This is a genomic window from Lactobacillus helveticus DSM 20075 = CGMCC 1.1877 (genome assembly GCF_000160855.1).
In the GTDB taxonomy this organism is placed as follows: Bacteria; Bacillota; Bacilli; order Lactobacillales; family Lactobacillaceae; genus Lactobacillus; species Lactobacillus helveticus.
In genome coordinates this window covers 29,305-38,510 of the sequence record NZ_GG700758.1, presented here as the reverse complement: position 1 = coordinate 38,510, position 9,206 = coordinate 29,305, and the positions used below count along the sequence as shown (strand labels likewise).

At 36.9% G+C, this 9,206-nt stretch carries 10 protein-coding genes; 9 read left to right on the top strand and 1 reads right to left on the bottom strand.

Going from position 1 to position 9,206, the window contains the following annotated elements:
- The 8 genes from HMPREF0518_RS08020 to mreD all read left to right on the top strand — a co-directional run.
- Positions 1-359 (top strand): type III toxin-antitoxin system ToxN/AbiQ family toxin (locus HMPREF0518_RS08020; RefSeq protein WP_003627686.1); only part of this gene is annotated, 359 nt, incomplete at its 5' end.
- A gap of 266 nt (positions 360-625) precedes the next feature.
- Positions 626-3,265: a valine--tRNA ligase gene (locus HMPREF0518_RS08015; RefSeq protein ID WP_003627684.1), complete on the top strand. Its 2,640-nt coding sequence runs from the start codon at positions 626-628 to the stop codon at positions 3,263-3,265.
- Entirely contained in the window at positions 3,266-4,540 is a 1,275-nt protein-coding gene (locus HMPREF0518_RS08010; RefSeq protein ID WP_003627682.1) for a bifunctional folylpolyglutamate synthase/dihydrofolate synthase, read from the top strand.
- Positions 4,530-5,207 carry an HAD family hydrolase gene (locus tag HMPREF0518_RS08005; RefSeq protein ID WP_003627680.1) on the top strand — a complete coding sequence of 226 codons (678 nt, stop codon included), beginning with the start codon at positions 4,530-4,532 and terminating at the stop codon, positions 5,205-5,207. The genes HMPREF0518_RS08010 and HMPREF0518_RS08005 overlap by 11 nt, the downstream gene beginning before the upstream one ends.
- A gap of 38 nt (positions 5,208-5,245) precedes the next feature.
- Entirely contained in the window at positions 5,246-5,869 is a 624-nt protein-coding gene (locus tag HMPREF0518_RS08000; RefSeq protein ID WP_003627679.1) for a JAB domain-containing protein, read from the top strand.
- A 95-nt stretch (positions 5,870-5,964) separates the two neighbouring features.
- Positions 5,965-6,969: a rod shape-determining protein gene (locus HMPREF0518_RS07995; RefSeq protein WP_003627678.1), complete on the top strand. Its 1,005-nt coding sequence runs from the start codon at positions 5,965-5,967 to the stop codon at positions 6,967-6,969.
- 45 nt (positions 6,970-7,014) lie between these two features.
- Positions 7,015-7,866, top strand: a complete 852-nt coding sequence (gene mreC / locus HMPREF0518_RS07990; RefSeq protein ID WP_003627677.1) for a rod shape-determining protein MreC — start codon at positions 7,015-7,017, stop codon at positions 7,864-7,866.
- Positions 7,866-8,405: a rod shape-determining protein MreD gene (gene mreD, locus HMPREF0518_RS07985; protein ID WP_003627676.1), complete on the top strand. Its 540-nt coding sequence runs from the start codon at positions 7,866-7,868 to the stop codon at positions 8,403-8,405. Before mreC ends, mreD begins: the two co-directional genes overlap by 1 nt.
- A 39-nt stretch (positions 8,406-8,444) precedes the next feature.
- On the opposite strand, the gene HMPREF0518_RS09865 is transcribed toward mreD, so the two are convergent.
- Entirely contained in the window at positions 8,445-8,579 is a 135-nt protein-coding gene (locus tag HMPREF0518_RS09865; RefSeq protein ID WP_003627675.1) for a DUF4044 domain-containing protein, read from the bottom strand.
- Positions 8,580-8,673: 94 nt separating this feature from the next.
- On the opposite strand from HMPREF0518_RS09865, the gene HMPREF0518_RS07980 reads away from it, so the two are divergent.
- A complete protein-coding gene (locus HMPREF0518_RS07980; protein ID WP_003628051.1) occupies positions 8,674-9,006 on the top strand; it encodes a DUF3397 domain-containing protein in 333 nt (110 codons plus the stop codon).
- Positions 9,007-9,206 lie beyond the last annotated feature (200 nt).

The following is a 9,206-nucleotide window of genomic DNA, read 5'->3' as shown; positions in this document are numbered from 1 at the left end:
TACCGGTTCATGGAAGAGATGGAAGAATTAAAAAACATTTTGCGGGAGTTGTTCATTTAAATTATATGTTTCCTGCACCTGAGTCAGCTATCTTTAATGTGACGGCACAGAATATTACTAATTTTAGAAGGTTTTCTACAGAACAACAAAAATCAAAGTATATTGATCTTTTGAACAAAGAACTTAAAGTAATTAATAATGAAGAAAATATTGCAAGTAGGGTATATAAACTCTATTTGCGTAAACAAAAATTTCCTCAGGATCCTATTAGTCGTCGGTGTTTTAATTATGATAAATTAATTGATTTAGCGAAAAAATTAATGCATACTGCACATTCTTCGTCTATCTCTTTTTTCTAAAACAAATTCATGCTATAATCGTAACCAAAGCAAGAATCAAGAGGTATCGACTTCATTTACAGAGAAAAGCCAAACAGCTGAGAGGCCAGAAGTTGATTGGTAGCTTGGTTAGCTGATTAATTGAATTAAGTAGGTTAATCCGGACACTTCAGCGCCGTTATCGCTTATAAGAGAAGTACATTTTTGTACTTAACCATAGGTGGTACCGCGGTTAGTAAATCGTCCTAGACAATATTGTCTAGGACCTTTTTTATGGAGGAATTTTAATGACAGATTTAGCACCTAAATACAACCCTAATGAGGTTGAAAAAGGCAGATATCAAACTTGGCTTGATGAAGATTTATTCAAGCCATCTGGTGACAAGAAAGTTCACCCGTATTCAATTGTTATTCCACCACCAAACGTAACTGGTAAATTACACTTAGGTCACGCATGGGATACTGCAATTCAAGATACTTTAATTCGTTTCAAGCGTATGCAAGGCTACGACACTCTTTACATTCCAGGTATGGACCATGCTGGTATCGCTACCCAAGCTAAGGTTGAAGCAAAATTACGCAAGCAAGGCAAAGATCATCACCAAATGGGACGTGAAGCTTTTGTTAAGCAAGTTTGGGACTGGAAAGACGAATATGCTTCAATCATCAAGGGCCAATGGGCTAAGATGGGTCTTTCACTTGACTACTCAAGAGAAAGATTTACTTTAGACAAAGGTCTTTCAAAGGCAGTTAAGAAGGTCTTCGTTCAACTTTACAAAGAAGGTCTTATTTACCGTGGTGAATACATCATTAACTGGGATCCAGCACTTCAAACTGCTTTGAGTGATATCGAAGTTATTCACAAGGACGATAAGGGTGCCTTTTACCATGTTAAGTATCCATTCGCTGATGGCTCAGGCTATGTAGAAATTGCTACTACTCGTCCTGAAACTATGTTTGGTGATACTGCAGTTGCAGTTGCACCAGGGGATGAAAGATACAAGGATATCGTTGGTAAGGAATTAGTATTGCCACTTGTTGGTCGTCATATTCCAATTATTGAAGACCAACACGTAGATCCAGAATTCGGTACTGGTTTAGTTAAGATTACTCCAGCTCATGACCCTAACGACTTCCAAGTAGGTAACCGTCACAACTTGAAGAGAATCAATGTTATGAATGACGATGGTACTATGAACGAAGAATGTGGCAAGTATGCTGGCATGGATCGTTTTGACTGTCGTGAAGCTTTAGTTAAAGATCTTAAAGAAGAAGGCTACTTAATTAAGGTTGAACCAATCGTTCACTCAGTAGGTCACTCAGAACGTTCAGGCGTTCAAGTTGAACCACGTCTTTCAAAGCAATGGTTCGTTAAGATGAAGCCACTTGCTGACAAGGTTTTGGAAAATCAAAAGACTGATGGTAAGGTAAACTTCGTTCCAGAACGTTTCGAAGGTACTTTGGACCACTGGATGGAAGATGTTCACGATTGGTGTATTTCACGTCAATTATGGTGGGGTCACCGTATTCCAGCTTGGTACAACAAGAAGACTGGTGAAACTTACGTAGGTGAAGAAGCACCTAAGGATATTGAAAACTGGGAACAAGATCCAGACGTACTTGATACTTGGTTCTCAAGTGCATTATGGCCATTCTCAACTCTTGGCTGGCCTGATACTAATTCAGAAGACTTTAAGCGTTACTTCCCAACTAATGCCTTAGTTACTGGTTACGACATTATTTTCTTCTGGGTATCAAGAATGATGTTCCAAAGTCTTCACTTTACTGGCAAGCGTCCATTTAATGATGTTGTTTTGCACGGTTTAATGCGTGACGAACAAGGACGCAAGATGAGTAAGTCACTTGGTAATGGTGTTGACCCAATGGACGTAGTTGACAAGTACGGTGCTGACGCCCTTCGTTGGTTCCTTCTTAACGGTACTGCTCCTGGTCAAGACACTCGTTACGATCCAAAGAAGTTATCAGCTGCTTGGAACTTCATTAACAAGATTTGGAACGCAAGTCGTTTCGTAATCATGAACTTACCTTCCGATGCTAAGCCTGCACACATGCCAGACGTAAGCAAGTTTGACTTGTCAGACAGATGGATCTTCGATCGTTTGAACCACACTGTTAGTGAAGTAACTCGTTTATTTGATGAATACCAATTTGGTGAAGCAGGTCGTGAAGCTTACAACTTTATCTGGAATGACTTCTGTGACTGGTACATTGAAATTTCTAAGGTTGCTTTAAATGGTGATGACGAAGAATTAAAGGCAAGAAAGCAAGAAAACTTAATTTGGATTCTTGATCAAATCTTACGTTTGATGCACCCAATTATGCCATTTGTTACTGAAAAGCTTTGGCTTTCAATGCCTCACGAAGGCAAGTCAATTATGGTAGCTGAATATCCAACTACTCATAAGGAATTTGAAAACAAGCAAGCAGACAGCGACATGGCCTTCTTAATTGAAATTATTAAGGCCGTACGTAACATTCGTATGGAGGTTAACGCACCAATGTCTAGTCCAATTGACATCATGATTCAATTAGATGATGAATCTAACAAGCATGTTTTGGACGAAAATGCTGACTACGTTGAAAACTTCTTACATCCAAAGGAATTGACTGTAGCTGCAGAAATTGAAGCTCCAAAATTGGCTAAGACTGCTGTTATCCCAGGTGCACAAATCTTTGTTCCATTAACTGAATTGGTTAACGTCGATGACGAATTAGCTAAGATGGAAAAAGAAGAAAAACGTCTTGAAGGTGAAGTTCAACGTGCCGAAAAGAAGCTTGCAAACAAGGGCTTTGTTGATCATGCTCCAGAAGATGTTGTAAACAAGGAAAAGGAAAAGAAGGCAGATTACGAAAGCCAATTGGCTGGTGTTCGTGAACGAATTCAAGATTTGAAAGGGAGTAAATAATTGAAATTTACCAATACTGAAGAGGTAATCCATTACTTGTATTCATTGCCTCATTTGCATCCTAAGAATGATTTATCTTTTATCAAAAAGTTGCTCCAGCAATTAGGTAATCCGCAGGATCAGGTAAAAACGATTCACATTACAGGGACCAACGGTAAAGGTTCAACATCATACTACTTAGCAAATCTAGTAAAAAAGGCTGGTCAAAGGACTGGCCTTTTTGTCTCACCTTATGTCTATCGTTTTAATGAGCGAATTCAATTGAACAATCAGGATATAAGTGATGAAGATTTGGTTAATGTAGCCAATACAGTTCAAGCTGCCTATGAAAAACTTAAGCAGGAAGATGAACAATTTTCTTTAGTTACATTTGAGTATGAAGTTGCCATGGCTTTTGTTTACTTTGAGCAAAAGCAATGTGATTATGCGGTGATTGAAGTTGGGATTGGCGGCGAACATGATAAAACTAACGTGATTATTCCAGAGGTAAGCATCATTACTACGATTGGTTTAGATCATGCGAAGATTATCGGTCCCACTATTCAAGATATTGCTCAAGAAAAAAGTGGCATTATCAAGCAAAATCGTCCTGTAGTATTAGGGAATGTTCCTGATAGTGTTTTATCTATTTTGGTAAAAAAAGCAGACAAAATGCATGCGCCACTTTTGCAGTTAAAGCATGATTTTACGATTGAAACGCAAAATGGACGATTGAAATATAGTGATGCTAAGCGGAGCCTTTCTTTTGCTTATCGTCCTAAGGTAGAGGGCTATGATATTGCTGTAGCTGTTAAGGCGTTTTTGCTTCTTAAATTGAATTTGAATGACCAAGAAATAGAAGACGCAATTAACCAGACTCAGATTCCTGGACGCTATCATATTTTGCAAAAAGAGCCATTAATTATTTTGGATGGAGCTCATAATATTCAAGCAATGTCTAATTTGCTTGAAGTCGTGCATGCTGAAGCTAAAAAAAGGCATAGTCATGTTTATGCTTTAGTGACAATGATGAAAGATAAAGACTTAGAGCAAGTTTTTAGTTTATTTAATAAGGATGATCAAGTATTGTTAACGACTTTGGATTATCCGCGTGTTGCTAAAGAAAATGATTTTCCAATTGATATCCAAAGAAGATATAATTATGAAGGAGATTATCGGCAAGGCTTTACTAAATTAAAAGAGAAGATGGACGCTAGTGATATTTTGCTGGTTACCGGGTCATTTTATTTAGTAAGTTCAATTTTAAATTGGAAAGCAAAAGGCAATGCAGGTTAAAGGAATAAAAGATGATATTAAAGGCATTATCTTTGATATGGATGGTTTACTGGTTAATTCGGAAGAATTGTATTGGCAGGCTAATATTCAAGCTGCAGAAGAAGAAAAGCTTGGTACGCCAAGGGATGCATATTTAAAATTAACCGGTGCAACTGTCAAAGAGATGCAAGCTTTTTATCATAAGTATTTCAAAACTGATGCTGATCGCGATCGATTTATCAAGCGAACCGATGATTTGGTTTGGCAATGGACCGATGAAGGAAAATTAAAATTGCGTCCCGGTGTCCAAGAAGCGTTGGATGAATTTAAAAAGCGAGGTTTGCAAATGGCAATTGCTTCTAGCAACTACGAAGATGTGCTTCAGCACTTTTTGTGGGCAACGGGGATCAGAAATTATTTTGATTTTTATTTAAGCTATTTAGATGTGCAAAAGGGACATATTAAGGCCAAGCCCGCACCAGATATTTATTTAGCAGCTACTAAAAAGATGAATTTGCCAAAAGAAAATATTTTGGTTTTTGAAGATTCATCAACTGGTGTGCAAGCTGCAAAAAATGCAGGCCTAAAGTGCATAATGGTGCCAGATTTGATGGCTCCGACTGAGCAAGACAAGCAAAATGCAATAATGATTTGTCAAAACTTTTTTGATTTTCTAAAGAAAATTTAGCCCTTTTTTGCGTATTAAGTAATGAAGGGAGAATTTTTATGATAGAAATAAACTCAAATCATTACTTTGTAAATACAGACCTCGAATTATTGGCTAAATTATTTGAGCAGTTTAAAGATAAGGGAATTGAAACATTCGAAGAGATGGAATCTTTCTTAGGAAAAAGAAATTTCAATTCCTTTGATGACATAGTTCAATTTATTACGGGCCCAAATTGTTCAAGCAGCTTGGCTATTACAGCTGAAGAAGTGATGGATCGTCTGCGGATGGCATCATCTAAACGAAAGCCGGTTTTGGCTTCAAGCGTTGAAGTGGGTACATATTTAGCCGATAAATTAGTAGGTCACAAGCAAGAAGAGCTATGGGCACTGTATGTCGATAATGGAAATCGAATTGTTGCCGAGAAGAAGATTTTTCAAGGCACATTAAATAAATCAGTCGCACATCCGCGAGAAATTTTTCGCTGGGCCGTAATCTATGACTGTTCAGGGATTTTTATTGCTCATAATCACCCTAGTGGCAAATTAATACCGTCTTCTAATGATTTTGAATTAACTAAGGATCTATATCGGGCGGCAAAAATGATGAAAATTGATCTTTTAGATCATTTTATTGTTGGTCAAGGGCAATATTTGAGCATGCGCGAAAAAGAATTGTTTTAAACTTCTTTAAAATTTGCGTGAAAATCACCTTTAAAGTTATAGTATGCTATAATTATTCAAGATTTAGAGACCGCAACAATTAAGGAGAGATTTTTGTGTTTGGATTAGGTACAAAGAATATTGGTATCGACTTAGGTACAGCCAATACACTTGTTTATATGGAAGGCAAAGGTATCGTTTTAAGAGAACCTTCTGTAGTAGCAAAGAATACACATTCAGGTGAAGTAATCGCAGTTGGTTCAGAAGCTAAGGAAATGATTGGTAGAACCCCAGGTAGTATTGTAGCTATTCGTCCAATGAAGGACGGGGTTATTGCCGATTACGATACTACTGCTGCTATGCTTAAGTACTTTATGGAAAAGACTGTTGGTAACTCCAAGCCTTCAGTAATGATCTGTGTTCCTTCAGGTGTTACTGAGGTTGAAAAGCGTGCTGTAATTGATGCAGCTAGAGTAGCTGGTGCTCGTGAAGCTTTTGTAATTGAAGAACCATTTGCTGCAGCTATTGGTGCAGGCCTTCCAGTTATGGATCCTACTGGTTCAATGGTTGTTGATATCGGTGGTGGTACTACTGATGTAGCTACTATTTCATTAGGTGGTATTGTTTCATCAACTTCAATCCGTCAAGCTGGGGATAAGTTTAACAATGCAATTATTAATTACATTCACTCCAACTTTAACTTATTAATTGGTGAAAGAACTGCTGAAGATATTAAGATTCAAGTAGGTTCTGCTTCAATCGAAAAGGCTAAGGAAATTGAAACCATGAATATTCGTGGTCGTGATTTGGTTACTGGTTTACCAAAATCAATCGATATCAACGCTGAAGATATTGCTAAGGCTATCCAAGATGCTGTTCAAGACATCATCGTTGCAGTTAAGGAAACTTTGGAGCAAACCTCTCCTGAAATTGCTGCCGATGTTATCGATCACGGTATTGTTTTGACCGGTGGTGGTGCACTTCTTAAGAACTTGCCAGAAGTAATTTCTGAAACAACCAAGGTTCCAGTATTTATTGCTCAAGATCCACTTGATTGTGTGGCAATTGGTACTGGTGAAGCACTTAAGAATATTGAAGTAATGCGTAGAAGTCGCAAATAATACAAAAGCCGGCTATGGTCGGTTTTTCTTTAGGATCAATTCTTAATGAAAAAATTTCTACAAAATAAAAAGTTATTATCAACATTTATTGTAATTATTGTCATTTTTACCGTTTTAGGTGGGAGCGTTAGTTTACGTAATAAACGTAATGCTCCATTGCTTGTTCAAAGTCTAGGAAATGATATTGTCGCTTTAGGAACTCGAATTGTCGATGTACCTGTAGGCCTTCTTTCTGGTGGGTTGAATAGTGCACACGATATTTTAAATGCACAAGATGAAAATAACCATCTAAAACGTCAAATTACTAATTTGGGACAAACTAAGGTCCGCAATGCCAGCTTAGAGAAGGAAAATCGTCAATTAAAAGCTGCATTGAATCTAAAGGATACTTTAAGTGGCTATACTTTAATCAATGCTTCCGTTATTTCTCGTGCACCAGATACTTGGTCAGACTTGTTGACGATTAACAAAGGTAGCTCTTCAGGCATTAAGAAAAATATGGCTGTTATGTGTGGTGGCGGTGTCATCGGACGAATCGTAGAAGCCGATGCAGCTTCTTCAAAGGTTGAATTAATCACTACTACAGATGAATCGGCTAACCGTTTTTCAGTTCAAGCCGATGCAGCTAATGGTGAAACCGTTCACGGAATTATCACTGTTACAGCTAATAATCAATTAGCCTTTACTCAAGTAGTTGATGGACGAAAGTTAAAAGCTGGTACTAAAGTTTATACAAGTGGTATGGGTGGCAATTCACCTAAAGGCCTTTTAATTGGTACTGTTACCCAAAAAACGCGTGATTCATTTGGTTTATCTGATCAAATTCGAATTAAGCCGGCTGGTGATATTAGCGATCCTTCAGTTGTCACAGTGATTGAAAGACAGGTGGCTAACTAATGTCTGTTTTTCGTAAATGGGTTTTAGCAATTGGACTTTTTGTCGCTATCGTTGTAGATGGCGTTTGTTCATTATATTTGCATCAATTTATGGATTATGGAAGTTTTGGTGCTGCTAGTTTGATTTTGCCGATTAGCGTGATGCTGATTGGACTTTTCGACGATACCAATAAAAATGAAATTTGGTTGGCATTAGGAACAGGTATAGTTGCTGACATTTACTTTTATGGCTTTATAGGTATTTATGCTGTTTTCCTGCCATTTAGCTGCTGGATTTGCCAAAAGATTGCTCGTTTTTTACCAGAAATTTTTTGGGCAAGATTAATTGTGGTCCTATTGGGAACCACAGTCTTTGTAGCATATAGTTGGCTAATCTTTAATATGGTAAGCGTTGCTACCACGTCGCTTCATGGATTATTAATGAGTCTATTGGTAAATCTTGGTTGGACAGCCGGATTCTTTGTTTGTCTATACTGGATTTGGGGCAATTTAGCACAAGATTATCCATTCTTAATTGATTTAAATGCATATCGCGTATAAAAATAAAAAGAGACGAGAAAATTTTTCTCGTCTCTTTTTTTAAAACATTCCTGCTCCGGCCATTGCACCGACTGCACCAGCAACAACTGCGGCTAATGTAATGACAGCCATTAACCAAGCCATCACGATTGTCAATTTTTGAAAACCAGATTTCTTTTTCTTTCTTCGTGCCATAAAAAGCCCTCCTACTTGAACAATATTTTATGCTTATTAATAGTTTTTTTCAAATGAATTGTAGTTTAGAATAAAAAGGATGGAGGATCTTCTTATGCTTTTTATTTTCTTAATACCAGTTATTGGATTGATAGCTGCTTTTTTAATTAATAAAATTTTCCCACGAGCTCAATTTAGAGGTTATGATGTATTGCCATTTTTCCTGCTAGTTGCATGTAACTTGGCTACTGCCCATGCTAATATGCCTTCTTTTTTACCATATGGATTTTTATTTTACTTTATCTTAGTTATTATTGTGTCTTTGAGTGATGCAATTAAAAATAAAAATGTTTCATTAGGCAAGACAATTCGCAAGTTGTGGGACTATTTAGCTGCCTGCAGTTGTTTTTGGTATCTGGGTTCATTAATTTTAATGTTTGCTTATTAATTTAGTTACTAATTCCTTAATAAAGCAAAAATTATTTGTATATGCAAAAGCCGCACAATTATAATATTTTGAGGCTTTTTTAAATTTTATAAAATAAAAAGATAAATAAACATAAAAATGAAGTGAGACTTAAAAGTGAGACACTTTTAGGTCTTTTACTATGTCTAAATTTAATAAAGAACAAAAGATAGAAATTTATC

Excerpts from the sequence above, each read along its gene's own strand:
- HMPREF0518_RS08015 (WP_003627684.1), top strand. The coding sequence starts at position 626 with ATGACAGATTTAGCACCTAAATACAACCCTAATGAGGTTGAAAAAGGC.
- HMPREF0518_RS08005 (WP_003627680.1), top strand. The coding sequence starts at position 4,530 with ATGCAGGTTAAAGGAATAAAAGATGATATTAAAGGCATTATCTTTGAT.
- HMPREF0518_RS08000 (WP_003627679.1), top strand. The coding sequence starts at position 5,246 with ATGATAGAAATAAACTCAAATCATTACTTTGTAAATACAGACCTCGAA.
- mreC (WP_003627677.1), top strand. The coding sequence starts at position 7,015 with ATGAAAAAATTTCTACAAAATAAAAAGTTATTATCAACATTTATTGTA.
- mreD (WP_003627676.1), top strand. The coding sequence starts at position 7,866 with ATGTCTGTTTTTCGTAAATGGGTTTTAGCAATTGGACTTTTTGTCGCT.
- HMPREF0518_RS09865 (WP_003627675.1), bottom strand. The coding sequence starts at position 8,579 with ATGGCACGAAGAAAGAAAAAGAAATCTGGTTTTCAAAAATTGACAATC.
- HMPREF0518_RS07980 (WP_003628051.1), top strand. The coding sequence starts at position 8,674 with ATGCTTTTTATTTTCTTAATACCAGTTATTGGATTGATAGCTGCTTTT.